This is a genomic window from Sphingobacterium phlebotomi, from assembly GCF_008180195.1.
Taxonomy (GTDB): Bacteria; Bacteroidota; Bacteroidia; order Sphingobacteriales; family Sphingobacteriaceae; genus Sphingobacterium; species Sphingobacterium phlebotomi.
Genome location: NZ_VTAV01000001.1, coordinates 910,838 through 927,613 on the forward strand (window position 1 = coordinate 910,838; position 16,776 = coordinate 927,613).

The following is a 16,776-nucleotide window of genomic DNA, read 5'->3' on the forward strand; positions in this document are numbered from 1 at the left end:
TATAACTTTGTAAGTTAATAGAAAATAGGATGAATTTAGGTAAAAACGTTTATAATCTGTTAAAGAGACAACCCGAAGTATATGTAGAAGGGTTAGGCTCTTTTAAGCGGAACCATACGCCAGCAACGTATGATGAGAAACGGAATGTCTATCTTCCGCCTATTACTTATATTGATTTCGATCGAACAAGTAATCAAGGATACGATTTTATCCAATATATACAGCAGCTCCAGCTCATCGACCGAAGGGAAGCAGAAGAAGCAGTAGCATCACAAGTGGCGGACTTGCTCCGTCGTGTACAAGAAGATGGCCAGGCGAAACTAGACGACTTGGGACATTTGGTAAGCTATGGAGACAGTTATGTGTTCAAAGCATTGGATTTGTCGGGTTTCCATTATGAACCTGTAGAAGCAATAGCCGGTCAACCGCAATCTGTAAAAGAGGAAACACCGGAACCGGAGCAAGAGGATGTGGCACCACCTGCGGAGGAGGGGACTCCGATTGTTGTTGAAGATACGTCGCAGGAGGAAATACAAGCAGCCGATATAGAGCAACCTGTTGCAGCCGATATTGTAGAACCCGAGGTTGCTGATGAAGAGGAAGCGCCGACATCCCGCAGTAACACCATGTGGTACATCATTATCGTGTTGATCGCGCTGGGTATTATGGTAGCCTTGTATTTCGCAAACCAAAACCAACCGGAAGAATCACGTGGACAGGTACCTGTGCCAACTGTCGATTCGAATCTGCGTGATCAAGACACAACCTCGCTTTCACTTGTGGGGGATTCCGCGCTTGTCGCCGACTCACTGGCACAAAATAATATAGATAGCGCCGAAATAAAAGCAAAAATGAAGGAACTGTTGGTTCCTGAACATCACACTTGGCAGATTGTGATAGGTTCACATAAAACGTTGGCACAAGCTTATGAACAAGCAGAATCCTACAATAAAGCCGGATTCCCGAAGGTAAGGGTGATTCCGAGCAACTTGGCGAAGAATCGCAAGAAAGTAATTTGGGATTCTTATGAAACGAAACAGGACGCAGATTCCGCATTAAAATATGTGCAAAGGCACCATATTAGGGATGCTTGGCCAGATCAGATTAAATAAAAAGTAAATAAACCCGATAACAAATATTTATAAAGAGAAAATGTCATTTATGCAAGAGATGGATTCTTTGAACACAGTTCAACAACAGGCTATAGAGTTAGCAACAACAGAAGAGAGCCTAAACATGATTCAGATGTTGATGAAAGGAGGATGGATCATGATTCCCATCACGTTTCTTTTATTTCTCGCATTGGTTATCTTCTTTGAACGGTATATAACCATTAGGAAAGCGACAAAATCTGATACGGGTCTGATGTCACAAGTGAAGAGTAACGTGATGTCTGGACGTTTAGATGCAGCTATATCGGCCTGTCGTTCCAGTAATTCAGCCTTGGGAAGGATGCTTCAAAAAGGGTTATCTCGCGTGGGAAGACCGATTAAGGACATTGAAGGTGCCATTGAAAATGCCGGTAAACTAGAAGTCTCCAAGTTGGAGAAGAACATCAACATTTTAGGTATCATAGCGGGGATTGCACCCATGATGGGGTTCGTAGGAACAATTTTTGGGGTTATTCAGATTTTCCGTGAAGTGGAGATGGCAGGTGGGATTGATATCGGTACCGTTTCCGGCGGTCTTTATGTGAAGATGATCGCATCCGCTAGTGGATTGACGGTCGGTATTCTGGCTTATATCGGTTATCATGCGTTGAATATGATGGTAGAGCGATTGATTCTCCGGATGGAAACAGATGCAGTAGAATTTATCGATTTATTGGATGAGCCGGGAGTGTAAAATTTTGAAAAATGAATTTAAGAAATAGACGACATAAACCTACGGCAGAAGTGCATACAGCGGCGCTGAACGATATCATGTTTTTCTTGATGTTGTTCTTCTTGTTGGCTTCTGCAGTGGCAAATCCACAAGTGGTCAAATTGTTGTTGCCAAAGTCCAGTGCGGGCGAGCAATCGGTAGCAAAAAAGACCATGACGGTTTCGATTACGTCAGACTTGACCTATCATGTGGATAAGCAGTCGGTCAGTTTAGAACAATTGGAACCACTTATTCAATCGAATATAGCCAGTGGTGAAGAGTTGACGATTATGCTCTATGCAGATAGTGCTGTGCCTATCCAGAATGTTATTTCTGTCATGGATATAGCGAACAGAAACCGCGTGAGAATGGTTTTGGCAACAGAACCGAAGAAGGACTAGCATTAAACGATTTGATAATCACATGGTCAAAAGGTAAATGAATTAGACATGTATTACCATACACAAGAAGAAAATAATATGCCCAAGGCACTCGGTCTATCGACTGCAGTGATGGGTTTATTCGTGCTGATCGGTTTCTTTATCGTTTTTGGAGGGGATATACCACGTTATGGCATGGGTGGTATCATTGTTAATTATGGTACTGCTGATGAGGGAATGGGAGATGACTATATGAGCGTCGATGAACCGTCGATGAGTGAAAATGCCAATAATGTACAACCTGATAAAGTAGACCCGAATACAACACCGGTGCCTACCCCATCTCAACAAGTGACGGATAAGGTGGTAGCTACACAGGATATGGACGATGCACCTGCTGTGCCGAAGCAGGAGAAGCCGGTACAGGCAAACGCAGATGTTGCTACGCCGGAAAAGAAAGAGTCAAAACCTGCCGTGAATCCGAATGCTTTGTATAAAGGCAAGCAAAATAATGCTACAGGACGAGGTGATGGAACCGGAACGATAGCTGGAAATCAAGGTAGCAATCTTGGTGATCCGTTGGCAAGCAATTATGGAGAAGGTGGTTCGGGTGATGGAAATATGATGTTGTCAATTGCCAACAGAAGATTTGAAGTGCCACCTAATATAGACGATAATGGCCAACAGGCCGGACGGATAGCAGTGGAGTTTAGAGTGAACAAAAATGGTGTAGTTACGCATGCGCGGGCGGGTGTAAGAGGAACAACAATATCGAGTCGTGCTTTATTGGAGAAATGTGAACGTGCGATGATGGCTGCGCGTTTAAATCAACTGCCAAATGCTCCAGAATCCCAAACCGGGATTATTGTTTTCAACTTCAAATTAAGGTAGCTTTTCCATGATACAAACATATGATGAGGTGATCGAGTATCTGTTTGCTCGACTGCCCATGTTTACCCGTGATGGTGCAAGCGCGATAAAGAAAGATATAGACAATACGGTGCGTTTTTGTCGGGCACTAGGCAATCCTCATACCCGATTTAAATCTATCCATGTCGCTGGGACAAACGGAAAAGGATCTACATCTCACCTGCTGGCTTCTGTTTTGGCTTCTGCCGGATACAAAACTGGACTATACACATCACCTCATCTCGTCGATTTTAGAGAGCGCATCCGCATAAACGGAGCGATGATTCCACAAGCAAAGGTGATCGATTTTGTTAATCTAAACCGTTCCTTAATAGAAGAAATACAACCCTCTTTTTTTGAGGTGACAGTAGCTATGGCATTTGATTACTTTGCTGCGGAGCAGGTAGATGTTGCCATTGTTGAAGTGGGACTGGGAGGAAGGTTGGACAGCACCAATATTTTGCTTCCAGCATTATGCGTAATCACTAATATCGGAATGGATCATACCGATTTGCTCGGAAATACGCTGGCAGAGATTGCAGGTGAGAAAGCGGGCATCATCAAACCGCAGGTGCCAGTCGTTCTATCGGAACGAGACGAAGCGATAGCTTATGTCTTTGAACAAAAAGCACATGAATTAAAGGCTCCCCTACGTTTTGCCTCAACAGAATTAACGGTACAGGGTTATGAACGTCGTGGTAAAGGTTTGATATTAAGAATAGTGGATAACATACGTCACCGGACCAAAGAGATATACGTAGGGTTAGCGGGGCATTATCAACAAAAGAATATCCTAGGTGTATTGACTGCAGTGGATGAGCTGCGGAAACAAGGATGGGAAATTGGAGAAGAGCAGTTGTGTGAAGGCCTTGCTTATGTAGAACGGAATACCGGACTGCAGGGGAGATGGCAAACCTTATCAACAAATCCACTTATCATCTGTGATACGGGACATAATGAAGATGGTATTCGGGAAGTTATTGCCAATATACAGTCAACAGCGTATAAGGGCTTGCATATAATCATTGGTGTTATGCGGGATAAAGACATAAGCCACATGTTACCTCAACTCCCGAAAGAAGCCATCTATTATTTCTGTAACCCCGCTATGTCGCGAGCCTTGCCTGCGGATGAATTGCAAGATAGAGCAATACTATATGGTTTACAGGGAGAAGCCTACCCATCTGTAGATAACGCCTTGGCTTCAGCAAAAAAAGCCTTTCAGGAAGGTGATTTAATTTTTGTTGGAGGAAGTAATTTTGTGGTGGCGGAAGTGCTAAAAGAATGTAAATGATCGACCTTATTCGTTATCCGTATTCATTGGAGGTGGATCGTTTTGTTGTGAGGTACGCGGACGACTGTAATCCCGCACAATGCCTTTCCCGTATTCATTGCTATATACTTTGACTAATACCCCAATGGAAGAAAGAATTAACGGACCAAAAATAAGGCCTAGCATGCCAAAGAGATTCAATCCCAATAATACGCCGAATACCGTAATCATCGGCGGAACATTTCCAATGGTTTTTAAGATGGTAAAGCGTAGAATATTATCGATACCGCCGACCAGAAAGAAACAATAAAGCGTTAGGCCAATGGCATTGCCGAGAGATCCTGTTGCAAAAGCGATGAGGCAGATGGGGACGTAAATCGTCATCGTTCCCAAAATAGGGATGATAGAAGCTATTCCCGTCAGCAGTCCAAGTAGAATATAGCTTTCAACCCCGAAAATCCAATATCCTATCATCGCAACCACACCTTGGAAAAATCCGAGGATGGGGATGCCGAGTGCATTTGAACGCACCATCATATTTACTTCATCCCATATTTCCTGTTTACTCATGCGGCTGAATGGAATAGCGCGATAAATCGTAATTTCCATCTTTTTCGCATGTACTTGCATAAAATATAAAACAAAGAGTGTTACAATAATATTGACCGCCACTTCTGCAACAGAATTTAAGATGCTCGGTACGTAGCGTGTCAAATTTTGTAAAAAGGTCAACAACGCCGCATCAGACATATCGATATCCCTTAAAAGAGGCTTATCAGACATGTATTCTTTTAACATATTGAACTTTTCGATGATCTCGTCGCGATTACCTAAAAAACTGTTAAGTTGTGCAATCAGATAATCGATCAGTGCCCAGAGCGGAAGCACAATAAAGACGACTGATAGCACAATGAAAAAGATACTGGTCAACGATTTTTTCCAACCGCGAACATCAGTAAGATAAAAATAGGATTTGCGGAACAGGATATAAAGCGTAATGGCGCCCAAGAAACCAGGTAAATAGTATGATAGATTGCTGAAAACAAGAATCAATATCAACACAATGATAATGATCAGCATAATCTGATTGATGGAGTTATTGTTAATTTGTTTGTATTTCATGGTCTGTTACTATACCGCACAAAATACATAATTAGCATTAGTTTTCATCTATTTATTGTGTTTTTTCAATATCTCCTATTATTTGCATTTTTACTGCTGCAATATCTTTTCTATTTCCGGTTGAATGATTTTTATCATACGTTCAAAACCGACATCTGTCGGATGCGTACCGTCTACGGTGCCTTCATAATCGTCACCAATTAAATGATCTGCTGGCAGATAGAAGAGGTTTTTATAGCCTGCCGCAAGCAATCGTTCATATTCAGTTTTGAAATTGGCGTTCTGTTCGTATCGTTTTTTCTTCCATTCTAAATTATAATTCCCGATTTGTCTGATAATACTCTCCATAAGGAGGATGGGCGTGTTAGGATGTGCTTTTCGAAGTTCCTGTACGAAAGCAAAAGTACGTTCCGTAACCTGTTGGGGAGAACAGTTCGGTACACAATCCATGATAATGAGATCGACATCTTTGATATCATTTATCATTTGAGCAGCAGCCAGTTCCATACGTGCATTTCCACTGACCCCCATATTGATGACATCAGCATTGATGTTGCGGGAAATCTTGGCCGGATATGCCAGGCCCGGGCGACTGGCGGATGCACCATGCACGATGCTAGAACCATAGACGATTATTTTTTTATCATGCTGCTGCACCGTAGGGGAGAAGGTTGCATCTTCATCTATGCGTAGCTGAAATGACCGAAGTTCTTTATAAAGCGGGAAATAAAGGAGGAACTCTTTCTCTGTTTTCTCCATGTTTTCCACCATGGTAAAACTGCTCTTCGCTTCTTTTAGATTGGGGCGTGCCACACCGGCAAAACGCCAACCATCCGGCTCTTTCACATAAGCATCAAACCCGCGGGACATGATGGCAGTGGAATTATTGCCTAATGCTGCATTGGCGGTTTCCCAGTCGATGGCAAGCTGGGTGCTATTCGTACGGAATGTGACAAACAGACCTGCGCCGTGCGTGTATAAATTCTTTACGGCGGGCGGAAGATTATGGTATTTTGCCGTGTCAATCCGATGGAAAGCCGGGCTTTCCGGAAACGCCCGCCCTTGAATAGTAAGTTTGGACGATGAGATGACTTGTTGGGCTTTTAACCCTGTAAGGCTGCTTAACAATGCGATAATAATAAGGAGGTATTTCGTTTGCATATAAGATCGATTAGGTTTCTCAAACTTAGATAAAATATTTTGTAATTTCAAATTCATTATTGTACCTTTGCAGACCTTATTGTAGGGATTACAATAGGATAGAACATTTTATTAATTATTTTTATTTAAGCAAAAGCAAGTGAATACGTTAAGTTACAAAACTGTCTCTGCCAACAAAAACACCGTTAACAAGGAGTGGATTGTTGTTGACGCTGAAGGAGAGATTTTGGGGCGCTTGGCAAGCCAGATTGCGAAAGTGATTCGTGGTAAGCACAAGCCGGAGTTCACCCCACACGTAGACTGCGGAGATAACGTGATTGTTATCAATGCAGACAAAATTAAGTTGACTGGAAACAAATTGAGCGACAAAGTGTATGTACGTTACACAGGCTACCCAGGTGGTCAGCGCTTTATTTCTCCAAAAGAGTTGTTGGCTAAACATCCAGAGCGCCTTGTCGAAAAAGCGGTTCGCGGAATGTTACCTAAAAACCGTTTAGGTCGTGAATTATTCAAAAACCTTTATGTTTATGCCGGCACAGAGCACAAACATGAAGCGCAAAAACCAAAACCAGTTAAATTTTAAGGAGAGCAAACATGTCAACAACGAATACTTCAGGAAGAAGAAAAACAGCTGTTGCCCGCATTTACTTAACTGCTGGTAGCGGAAACATTACCGTAAATGGTAAAGATTATAAAGAATATTTCCCAACATTGCCATTGCAATACATCGTTACTCAATCTATCGAGGTAGCGGGTGTTGCTGGAAATTTTGATGTGAAAGTTAACGTTGATGGTGGTGGTGTCAAAGGCCAAGCCGAAGCTGTACGTTTAGCAATTGCTAAAGCTTTGGTGGAACTAGACCCAGAAGTAAAACCAGCTCTACGTGCAAAAGGCTTGATGACACGCGACGACCGTATGGTAGAGCGTAAGAAACCAGGACGTCGTAAAGCACGTAGAAGATTCCAATTCAGTAAACGTTAATCAAAGGAGGATCAAAAAATGGCAAGAACAACATATCAAGAATTATTGGATGCAGGTGTTCACTTTGGTCACCTTACTCGTAAGTGGGACCCGAAAATGGCGAAGTACATTTTCATGGAACGCAATGGTATCCACATTATCGACTTGAACAAAACTTTAACGAAATTAGAAGAAGCTGCTTCAGCTATCAAACAAATCGTAAAATCAGGTCGTAAAGTATTATTCGTAGCAACGAAAAAACAAGCAAAAGAAATTATCTTTGAGCAGGCGAAAGCAGTCAACATGCCTTTCGTTACCGAAAGATGGTTGGGTGGTATGCTTACGAACTTCGCTACAGTACGTAAGTCTATCAAGAAAATGTCTAACATCGACAAAATGCAAAAAGATGGTACTTATGCTGTATTATCTAAAAAAGAGAAGTTAATGATTCAACGTGAGCGCGTGAAGTTGGAAAACCTTTTAGGAGGTATTGCTGACTTGAACCGTTTACCTGCAGCTTTGTTCATCATCGATGTGAAAAAAGAGCACATCGCAGTTTCGGAAGCGATTAAGTTGAACATCCCTACTTTTGCAATGGTAGATACCAACTCCGACCCTTCCAATATCGATTTCCCTATTCCGGCAAATGATGATGCTACAAAATCAATTAGCTTAATCGCGAGCATTATAGGAAAAGCTATTCAAGAAGGTTTGGACGAACGCAAACGTGATAAAGAAGAAGAGGCTGAAAAAGAAGCTGTAGCTGCTAAAGCTGCGGTAGATAACGGTGAAGCTGAAGAAGCTAACACTGGAAAACGTCCTCGCAAAGCAAAAGACGGAGAATAATATCCTCTCCGTATGGAAGCCGGATAAACAAGTGTTAGCCTTTATGAAGCCCCGCTTCACGGAGTCTACATAAGTTTGTCCGGTTTTCTTTTATTTAACAAAAGTTTAATGCCTGCGTTGCATATATATGCTATACTTGTCAGGCTGTCGAATCGTAAAATTATTAAAGAAATAAAAACATGTCAGTACAAATTTCTGCATCAGATGTAAACAAATTGCGTCAACAAACTGGCGCTGGTATGATGGATTGTAAAAAAGCATTAGTAGAATCAAATGGTGATTTCGAAGCTGCTATCGACTACTTGCGTAAAAAGGGCGCTAAAGTGGCTGCTAGTCGTCAGGATCGTGATTCTAACGAAGGTGTAGTTGTCGCTAAGGCTACTGCTGATGGTAAATCAGGTATCGTAGTAGAAGTGAACTGTGAAACAGACTTCGTGGCAAAAAATGCAGACTTCGTAGCTTTCGCAGAAAAAATCGCTGATGTTGCTTTGCAAAACAGACCTGCTTCCGTAGAGGAGCTAAAAGATTTGGAATTAGATGGCAAAAAAATTGCCGATGCTTTAATTGAGCAAACAGGTGTAATCGGCGAGAAAATCGATGTTTCTAAATATGAATTTGTTTCTGCTGAGAAAGTGGTAGCTTATATCCACGGAAACTACCGTTTAGGTGTATTGGTTGGTCTTTCTGCTGATGCCACTGGTGCTGATGAAGCTGGAAGAGATGTGGCCATGCAAATAGCCGCGATGAACCCTATTGCGATCGATAAAGATGGTGTAGACCAAGAGACTGTTGACCGCGAAATCGCTATCGCTAAAGAGCAAATTATCGCAGAAGGTAAACCAGCTGAGATGGCGGAAAAAATTGCACAAGGTAAATTGAACAAATTCTTCAAAGATACGACTTTGTTGAATCAAGAGTTTGTAAAAGACTCTTCTAAAAATATAGCGCAATTCTTGGATTCTGTTTCTAAAGGATTAACTGTTACGGCTTTCAAACGCGTACAGTTAGGAGCGTAATTTGCAGGGGCAAAAGATATTTTGCCCAAATACAGAAAATAAAAGATATAGCCTGTCCATTATTCGGACGGGCTTTTGTTTTTATGCTTAATTTTAAAATTTAACCTATTTTAAGATACAAACACTAAACTTTTACTTTTTTTTGTCATCTTTATAAAGTGGGGCTTTGTTCCATTAGTATAACAGGAAGGAATTTGAATGAATATGTATAAGAAAATAGCTTGTATAGGACTACTTGCCGTCGCAGGGTTGTTTTGCACATTGGATATTTATGCACAACAGGGACAAATTGGGGAGAAGCCTTATAAGCAATTGTTGGTTGAGGTGGAGGGGAAACTCCGCACGGGAGATTTTGCAGGAGCTATAGAAAAGCTGGATGATATCCTCGCAAAATATCCCGATGCAGCAGAAGTGTATTACGCAAAGGCACTTTTATACGGACAGGCCCGTAATTTTGATGTCGCTATTCCATTGACGGAGAAAGCCTTAGAGATAGAACCTGAAAATATGCTATATCTCAACTATCTTGTGGAATTGAATAAAAGTCAAGGAGATGTGGCGGCGGCTATTCCAGTCATTAATCGTGCGATTAGTGTTTATCCAGACAACGCATCTCTATACCGGGAAAAGATGCTATTGTTGCATGCTTCGAAGCAATCGGACGAAGCGTTAAAGGTATATGATGAAGCGGTTGCTAAATTTGGAGATTCCGATACCTTGGATGTTATGAAAGCAGAAATGTTGGTTGATTTGGATAGGAAGCAAGAGGCAGAAAAAATACTGTTGCCACAAGTCCAAAATAATTCCAGTCTTCGTCAAGTGTATAGTACATTGGGATTCATTTATATGGATAGGAGCTCAAGCAAACAGGCTATACAAATATTGGAGAAAGGATTAAAGAATACGAACGACCACTTGTTGTATTTAGATCTTGCAGATGCGTATACTGCAGGAAAAAAAGATAGACTGGCCTTTGAGTCATTGCGAAAAGCATTTGAATCTACAGATGTCAACTACATGGATAAACATCGTGTCATGTTTACTTTGCTGAGCGGGAAGTCCGAGTTGGCGTTGGAACAGATTCAAGATTTGGCAAATATATTAGTATTGAAACATCCCCGAATTGCAGACAGCCATGTGGCGAAAGGAGATGTGCTTTGGCGAAGAGGAAATTTGCAGGAAGCACGGTCGTTATTTCTTACCGCAGTGGGGCTCAACAGGGCACACATAGACGCCTGGCGTATGTTAATGAATGTGGAAATGGCACTTAATGAGGTAGATCAAGCTGTTGACCACGGTTTGGAAGCATTAGAAGCAAATCCTAATAATCCAATGCTTCTATACTTCACAGGATTGGCGTATATGGTCAAAGATGATGGGGAGAATGCCCGCAAACTGATGGAAGCTGCATTGGATAATAGCGGAAAAGAAAATACGTATTTGCAATCGCTTATCTACGCAGGTCTTGGTGATTTATATCATAAGTTGGACATGGCCGAGGTGTCTGATGTGGCTTATGAAGAGGCTATTAAACTAGATAGCACAAATGCAACCGCCATGAACAATTATGCGTATTATCTGGCGGAACGGAATGATAAATTGGAATTGGCGGAAAAGCTTTCCCGACAATCTAACGAGTTAGAACCGGGCTCGAGTACCTTTCAAGATACATATGCATGGGTACTCTTTAAGCAGGAAAATTATAAAGAGTCGCTGAAGTGGATGGAAAAAGCTGTTCGTGGCTCTTCTCCTTCGGCAGTACTTTATGAACATTATGGCGATATATTATTTAAAGCAGGTAATAGCAAGGAAGCCTTAAGACAATGGGAGAAAGCCCTGGCGATGAGTGATGGGAGTGGCATAGATGTGGAAAAGTTAAAGTCAAAAATAGCAACGAAAAGTTATGTGGAGTAGAGTAGTTTTGTTGGTGATGGTAGGTGCGTTGGTTTTTACTTCATGTAAAACGAAACGAAAAATAGCGATGCCATCTCCTGATACACCAACGGAAATCAGCGCAGCTAGTGCGGCAAGTATCAAGACTTTTGAATTGAATAACCTGGATTTTCATACGTTTTCTGGACGAGCAAAAGCAAAAATCGAGATGGGCAAGAATATACACGACGTCACATTGAATGTTCGGATAGAACGAAATAAAGCTATTTGGTTGTCTGTTACAGCAATATTGGGTGTTGAAGTGGCGCGCGTTTTGATTACACCAGACAGTGTTAAGATACTCAATAAATTGCAAGGAGAATACATCGCTAAACCGTTTGCATATATATATAATTATACAAACCAAGGTATTACGTTTACTACATTGCAGGATCTGCTCATGGCAAATGTTTCCTCGAATTTATTACGTACCAATAATGTACAGGTGGCCAGCACTACGGATGAGTTTATTGTGGTTGGGATTAAAGATCAACTTTCTTATCAATATCGGATAAACCAGGAAAACAGACCTTTCAACTTTGTCTTGCAGGAAGTGGGGGGTACAAACAATCTCGAAGCTTTTTATGGAGATTATGCTAAAACCGAAGGGTATAATTTTCCACAGAATATAGCGTTAAATATCATAGGGGGGGAAGTTTCGTTAAAAGCACAATTGGGATATAACCGTGTATCTTTTAATGAAAATGTAGACATGCCCTTTTCTGTTTCTAGCAGATACAAAGTAATAAATTAGTGATTATCACAATAAAAGCACAAAATAATCTTTATTTTTGTAGGCTTATTATTGCCGAAATATAGAGAAAAACGGTTCATGGATATAAAAAAAATACTATTTAGTTTCTTGTTTATTTGCAGTGTTGGGATAGGGGTTGTCTCTGCTCAGAGCAGTGCTGAATTAAAAAAGCAACGAGAAAAGATAGATGCAGAGATTGCGGAGTTGATGAAGATTGTGCGGGCGAAAACACAAGAAAAATTACTTTCTCAAAAAGAGGTGAATGCGTTAAGCCGACAGCTAAATCTACGGGAAGATAAAATAAAAACGATAAGTTCAGAATTACGTATCATCAATAATAATATCCAAAAAAATACAAAAGCCGTTAACGAATTAAAGGCCGAATTGGAAAAGATGCGGAAAGATTACGAGAAAATGGTTCTCTTTGCTTTTCGGAATAAAAACGGGTATAATAAACTGATGTTTATTTTCGCTTCGAAAGATTTTAATCAAGCTTTTAAGCGCGTGAAATATTTACAACAGTTTAATGATGCGCGTAAGATAAAAGCGGCTGAAATTGAAGCTACAAAAAAAGAAATAGAACTGAAAATTGCGCAATTGGAGAGAGACAGGGAAATGCAAAATAAACTGTTAAAAGAACAGGAGACAGAGAAAGCCATCATTGCCAAAGACCGGTCTGCACATGCGCAAGAACTCAGCCAGTTGAAAAAGGAAGAATCTGCATATAGAGGCCAACTCAGCCAGAAACAACAAGAAAAGAAACGTATCGATGCGATGATTCAAGCGGCAATCCGTCGGGAAATCGAAGCGCAACGCAGACTCGCGGAAGAAGCGCGAAGAAAAGCTGCTGAAGCAGAAGCCAAACGAACAGGTAAAACGGTAGAAGAGGTCGAAAAATCGACGCCTCGGAAATCAGATAGCGAAGTCCTGCGTTCTACACCAGAAGCAGCGAAGCTGTCAGCGGATTTCAAATCCAATCGCGGACGTCTGCCTTGGCCGGTGTCGCAGGGAAATGTCGTGCGTAACTTTGGTTTCGAAACGGTGGAGCGTAATGTACGTATCGACAATTCTGATGTAGCCATTCGTACAGCTGACAATGCTTCGGTAAAAGCGGTCTTCGAAGGGGATGTTGTACAGGTGATCGGAAGTTTTGTGGTTATCAAGCATGGGGAATATTTTACTTCATATTCCAACCTGAAGAGCGTATCTGTGAGACGAGGTCAAAAAGTAGGGAGAGGACAACAGATCGGTATAGCGGGTGAAGATCCGGATGCGGGGTATTCTATTGTGAACTTTGGGGTCTTTCAGGGACAGACTGCTATGAATCCGGTTTCGTGGTTAGCAAAATAGTTACAGGAAATTCAGAATTTTAATTATATATTTGTAATGCGTTGATAATGAAAGCAACGCTAAGAATTTTAAAACTATGTATACATCGGGATTATTATTTATTGGGACGCAAGAGATTATTATCATAGTGGTTTTGGTTTTGTTACTTTTTGGAGGTAAAAAGATTCCAGAATTGATGCGCGGTTTAGGTCGTGGAGTTAAGGAGTTTAAGGATGGACAACGTGAAGAGCCTAGCGAAAACCAAAGCAACACAAATAACAATAATAACAGCAACAATCCCCAGAACTAACTAGAAGGGTAAAGGAAGAAATAAGAGTTTCGCGGGTAACCCCCCCCCACGGGACTCTTAAACACCAAATACCGTATGATTAAAAACCGTTTGTGGTTAATACCTTTTTGTGTATTCGGATTACAACCATTATTGCATGCACAGGACATGGCCGGTGTAGATACGGAACCTATTCCGTTACATTTGATAGAAGCAGCATCTAACCAGCGGGAAATCATTATTTCCGGATTGGATTCTCTCAAAACGTTGTCTTATTACGATCCATTGCACACGGCTGAAGATTCCTTGGTATTCAATCGTATGCGTAAAATACAGCGCACTATTCCATTAGCCCTAAACGAAAAAATAAAATCTTATATCGATAAATACATCTCACGCAATTACAATCCCTATATGAGTAAGTTGCAGGGGCTAGCGCAGTATTATTTTCCGATATATGAAAAAATATTTTCTGAAAACCAGTTGCCCGATGAAATAAAATACATATCGGTTATTGAATCTTCATTAGATCCACATTTGGTATCCCGTTCAGGGGCGGTAGGCTTATGGCAATTTATGTATCCCACAGCGAAAATCTATGATCTAACGATGGATAGCTATATGGATGAACGTAAAGATCCATACGCAGCTTGTTATGCCGCAAGCCGTTATTTCCTTGACGCTTACGATGAGTTTAATGATTGGCTGTTAGCATTGGCTTCCTATAATTGTGGAAGGGGATGTGTGCGCCGTGCTATTCAACGATCTGGTCTGCAAAACCCGGATTTTTGGCAACTCTCTCCTTACTTACCAAAGGAAACACAAGATTATATACCAAAATTTATTGCGATGACGTACGCGTTGAAACACGCAGATGAATATGGTATATCGGTAGCGGCTACTGATCTCGCTTGGGAAGCAACGCCGATTATGGTTGAAAAACCAGTCAACTTGCAACAAATTGCCCATGCCGTCAATCTACCTGTGGAAACGATTAAAAAATTCAACCCGGCATATAAACGTTCTGTTATAAATGCGAGTACCGAAAAACCCAAACGGTTGATTCTGCCAGATACTGAACATCTGAATGATAGCTTATTATACGCAGCTTTGAATAACCAGTTGGAAGTTTCGACTAGTATGTTAGCAAATGTGGATGATACATCTGCTCCCACCACGCCCAAACGTCCATCAGACAGCGCTACAAGACTGGCTTCGGCTTCTGGGAAATCGACGACAAAGCGTACAGTAACATATACCACTTATACCGTAAGAAAAGGGGATACGTTGTCACATATTGCGGCGCGATATAAAGGCGCTACCGTATCCCAAATAAAAACCGATAACAATTTGAGCACTACCCGGCTTAAAATAGGACAGAAGCTAAAAATTAAAAAGTCTTAACAATCTAAGATAACCAAGCAGCATCTTCTTTTTGGTCAAATTCCTTCAGTTCAACTTCGACGTGTTCCTTTAATATCGTAGAGAGTTTAAGTCCATAATAATCGCTGAATAACGGAAATTGATGATGGGAGCGGTCAATTAATACAGCAGTGCGCATTTTTTTGAGGGGAACATTGAGAAACAAACCTAAGCCATACGCTAACGTTCGACCGCTATTGAGTACGTCATCAATCAAAATAATCACCTTATCTTTTGCTGTCTCAACAGATACGTCAGTAGTGGCTTCCAAACTTCTTTTCGTTTTCAAAATAGAGACTTTGATTAGCTCAATTGTTTTATCTGGAGCGATCTCTTGTAAATGCTGCTGAAGTCTTTTTGCGAACACATAACCCCGATCTGCAACACCCACCAATACCAATGACTTTTCTTCAAAATTGTCTTCAAGAATCTGGTATGCGATACGAATAGATTTTTGATGGATCTGCTCTTTATCGAGAATGAGTGTTCGTTTGTTAGACATATTATACGCTTTGATTACTGCGTATCAAAAATACAAAAAAGGTTCGGATATCTATACATCCGAACCTTTTCTATCATATCATGAGAAAAATTAGTGTAAATTTTTATCTTCATCGTCAGCGCCTGCGTCGGCTAGCATAGCTTCATTTATTTCTGACGGTCTGCCTCCGTTATAGTAATATCGTTTCCAATAAGCTTCGTTAAGGTTGCTGATCATTACCCCTCTGCTAGATGCGGCATGAGCAAACTTGTCATCACCTAGATAAATGCCTACATGCGTAATCTGTCTGCTGCGAATCTTAAAAAAGACAAGGTCACCTGGTTGCAGATCGTTTTTGCGAATAGGTTTTACATTTGCATATTGATTACGGCTGTTGTAGCCTATTGTGGTGTTAAATACATTTTCATAAACAGCAAGTGAAAATTTAGAACAGTCTATCCCTTTTTTAGAATCTCCACCCAAACGGTAAGGCGTACCTAACCACTCGTATACGAACTGATAAAGTTTTGTGTTTGCCATGGCATTAGATGCAACACCCATTATCTGTGAAAAATATTCTTTGGCTAGGTTATCAGGGTCAGAAGAGGTTGATTTTGCTGTTTGTGCCTGAGACACCGCACATAAGCCTACGAAAAGCATGCCTGCTATTAGTTTTTTTGTATTCATTATGTTCGCCTATTTCACTTGATTTACGATACGTTCTAAGTTCTGTCTTATATTTTCTACAGGACTGAAGCAAATCTAATACATAATGTCTAGGCTTCCAAGCATATTCGTCATTATTTTACTGTATTTTAACGAATTTTAACATATTTTTTATTGCTTTTCAGTAATATTGCTTTTTTTTGCCATGTAGCTATGTAGCTACTTTTTATCACAATTCGTTATTAAAATTTTAATGAAAATGAAAAAATATTTGATGGTTTCAAATTAAAACTCCTATATTTAGATCGTTTTTCAAAAATATGGAAAGTTTACACCTTATTATTACAACGATTATTATTACCACCGGCACAAT

18 protein-coding genes are annotated in these 16,776 nt (G+C 40.8%); 14 read left to right on the forward strand and 4 right to left on the reverse strand.

Going from position 1 to position 16,776, the window contains the following annotated elements:
* Positions 1-29: 29 nt before the first annotated feature.
* The 5 genes from FXV77_RS03485 to FXV77_RS03505 are packed head-to-tail and all read left to right on the forward strand — an operon-like array spanning position 30 to position 4,446.
* On the forward strand, positions 30-1,112 hold the full coding sequence (locus tag FXV77_RS03485) for an HU domain-containing protein (RefSeq protein ID WP_148917783.1): 1,083 nt from the start codon (positions 30-32) through the stop codon (positions 1,110-1,112).
* 40 nt (positions 1,113-1,152) lie between these two features.
* Positions 1,153-1,845 (forward strand): MotA/TolQ/ExbB proton channel family protein, encoded by a 693-nt coding sequence (locus tag FXV77_RS03490; protein WP_148917784.1) that lies wholly within the window; start codon positions 1,153-1,155, stop codon positions 1,843-1,845.
* A gap of 11 nt (positions 1,846-1,856) precedes the next feature.
* On the forward strand, positions 1,857-2,264 hold the full coding sequence (locus tag FXV77_RS03495) for an ExbD/TolR family protein (RefSeq protein ID WP_148917785.1): 408 nt from the start codon (positions 1,857-1,859) through the stop codon (positions 2,262-2,264).
* Between the two features lie 48 nt (positions 2,265-2,312).
* Positions 2,313-3,134: an energy transducer TonB gene (locus tag FXV77_RS03500; protein ID WP_148917786.1), complete on the forward strand. Its 822-nt coding sequence runs from the start codon at positions 2,313-2,315 to the stop codon at positions 3,132-3,134.
* A 7-nt stretch (positions 3,135-3,141) separates the two neighbouring features.
* On the forward strand, positions 3,142-4,446 hold the full coding sequence (locus FXV77_RS03505) for a bifunctional folylpolyglutamate synthase/dihydrofolate synthase (protein ID WP_187443986.1): 1,305 nt from the start codon (positions 3,142-3,144) through the stop codon (positions 4,444-4,446).
* 6 nt (positions 4,447-4,452) lie between these two features.
* On the opposite strand, the gene FXV77_RS03510 is transcribed toward FXV77_RS03505, so the two are convergent.
* Together FXV77_RS03510 and FXV77_RS03515 are read right to left on the reverse strand one after the other, a co-directional pair.
* A complete protein-coding gene (locus tag FXV77_RS03510; protein ID WP_148917787.1) occupies positions 4,453-5,547 on the reverse strand; it encodes an AI-2E family transporter in 1,095 nt (364 codons plus the stop codon).
* A gap of 90 nt (positions 5,548-5,637) precedes the next feature.
* Positions 5,638-6,708, reverse strand: a complete 1,071-nt coding sequence (locus FXV77_RS03515) for an SGNH/GDSL hydrolase family protein (protein ID WP_222867688.1) — start codon at positions 6,706-6,708, stop codon at positions 5,638-5,640.
* Positions 6,709-6,847: 139 nt separating this feature from the next.
* Here FXV77_RS03515 and rplM point away from each other — a divergent pair, with 139 nt between their 5' ends.
* From rplM to FXV77_RS03560, 9 genes are all read left to right on the forward strand, one after another.
* Positions 6,848-7,291: a 50S ribosomal protein L13 gene (gene rplM, locus FXV77_RS03520; protein ID WP_148917789.1), complete on the forward strand. Its 444-nt coding sequence runs from the start codon at positions 6,848-6,850 to the stop codon at positions 7,289-7,291.
* Between the two features lie 11 nt (positions 7,292-7,302).
* The gene (rpsI, locus tag FXV77_RS03525; protein ID WP_148917790.1) at positions 7,303-7,689 is read left to right on the forward strand and encodes a 30S ribosomal protein S9; all 387 of its coding nucleotides are present in this window, start codon (positions 7,303-7,305) and stop codon (positions 7,687-7,689) included.
* Between the two features lie 18 nt (positions 7,690-7,707).
* Positions 7,708-8,514, forward strand: coding sequence for a 30S ribosomal protein S2 (gene rpsB / locus FXV77_RS03530; protein ID WP_148917791.1), 807 nt, complete (start codon positions 7,708-7,710; stop codon positions 8,512-8,514).
* 179 nt (positions 8,515-8,693) lie between these two features.
* Positions 8,694-9,530, forward strand: a complete 837-nt coding sequence (gene tsf / locus FXV77_RS03535; RefSeq protein WP_148917792.1) for a translation elongation factor Ts — start codon at positions 8,694-8,696, stop codon at positions 9,528-9,530.
* Between the two features lie 204 nt (positions 9,531-9,734).
* The gene (locus tag FXV77_RS03540; protein WP_187443987.1) at positions 9,735-11,444 is read left to right on the forward strand and encodes a tetratricopeptide repeat protein; all 1,710 of its coding nucleotides are present in this window, start codon (positions 9,735-9,737) and stop codon (positions 11,442-11,444) included.
* Positions 11,434-12,216: a DUF4292 domain-containing protein gene (locus tag FXV77_RS03545; RefSeq protein ID WP_148917794.1), complete on the forward strand. Its 783-nt coding sequence runs from the start codon at positions 11,434-11,436 to the stop codon at positions 12,214-12,216. Before FXV77_RS03540 ends, FXV77_RS03545 begins: the two co-directional genes overlap by 11 nt.
* 78 nt (positions 12,217-12,294) lie before the next feature.
* Positions 12,295-13,566, forward strand: a complete 1,272-nt coding sequence (locus FXV77_RS03550; protein WP_148917795.1) for a murein hydrolase activator EnvC family protein — start codon at positions 12,295-12,297, stop codon at positions 13,564-13,566.
* A gap of 76 nt (positions 13,567-13,642) precedes the next feature.
* A complete protein-coding gene (locus FXV77_RS03555) occupies positions 13,643-13,855 on the forward strand; it encodes a twin-arginine translocase TatA/TatE family subunit (RefSeq protein WP_148917796.1) in 213 nt (70 codons plus the stop codon).
* 75 nt (positions 13,856-13,930) lie between these two features.
* The gene (locus tag FXV77_RS03560; protein ID WP_148917797.1) at positions 13,931-15,238 is read left to right on the forward strand and encodes a lytic transglycosylase domain-containing protein; all 1,308 of its coding nucleotides are present in this window, start codon (positions 13,931-13,933) and stop codon (positions 15,236-15,238) included.
* A 4-nt stretch (positions 15,239-15,242) separates the two neighbouring features.
* Here FXV77_RS03560 and FXV77_RS03565 read toward each other — a convergent pair whose 3' ends face one another.
* Positions 15,243-15,758, reverse strand: coding sequence for a phosphoribosyltransferase family protein (locus FXV77_RS03565; protein ID WP_148917798.1), 516 nt, complete (start codon positions 15,756-15,758; stop codon positions 15,243-15,245).
* A 90-nt stretch (positions 15,759-15,848) separates the two neighbouring features.
* Positions 15,849-16,424, reverse strand: coding sequence for a C40 family peptidase (locus FXV77_RS03570; RefSeq protein WP_148917799.1), 576 nt, complete (start codon positions 16,422-16,424; stop codon positions 15,849-15,851).
* Positions 16,425-16,776: the final 352 nt, after the last annotated feature.